The following is a 492-nucleotide window of genomic DNA, read 5'->3' as shown; positions in this document are numbered from 1 at the left end:
TTTTTTTTTGAATATTAGTTAATTTAAAAAACGAAAAATTAGTCTAAATCGAACCAAATTTTCATACATTGAGAACAGATAATCGCATAAAAACCCAGCAGCATAACGATTTATAGATATCCAAAAGCAGTAGGGCCTACTCGCTTTTCCTCAACTAAAGGAGAGCCGAGTTTATGCAATGGAAACCCGTAACCGTCTTGTTGCTGACATCCATCTTGTTCATGCAACATTCCTTAGCGATCGCTCAAACCTCTTCTCAAAAGAATAATACTTCTCAAACCTCCCAATGTAAAGATACAGACGGTCGAATTATTCCATGTCCTCACTAAGGGGAAATTTGGGTAGTGCTTAAGCGTTTTTGAGCTAATCCAATCCAAGAGTCATCATCGGGAGACTCCGGTTGAGCTAAGTTTAAACAGCTTTTCCAAAACGGCAAAGCTCCTAACCTGTCTCCCCGTTCATCTTTAACCTGGGCTATCAAACAATAGGCGG

Annotated in this window: 1 protein-coding gene; it reads left to right on the top strand. The window is 39.4% G+C overall.

The annotated features are described in order from the left end of the window. Window positions 1–173 precede the first annotated feature (173 nt). A complete protein-coding gene (locus tag PL9214_RS31880) occupies window positions 174–329 on the top strand; it encodes a hypothetical protein (RefSeq protein ID WP_186440413.1) in 156 nt (51 codons plus the stop codon). Window positions 330–492: the final 163 nt, after the last annotated feature.

The organism is Planktothrix tepida PCC 9214 (genome assembly GCF_900009145.1).
In the GTDB taxonomy this organism is placed as follows: domain Bacteria; phylum Cyanobacteriota; class Cyanobacteriia; order Cyanobacteriales; family Microcoleaceae; genus Planktothrix; species Planktothrix tepida.
This window is presented reverse-complemented; position numbering and strand designations above follow the sequence as displayed.

Coding starts and splice junctions, on each gene's coding strand:
- PL9214_RS31880 (WP_186440413.1), top strand. CDS start 174: ATGCAATGGAAACCCGTAACCGTCTTGTTGCTGACATCCATCTTGTTC.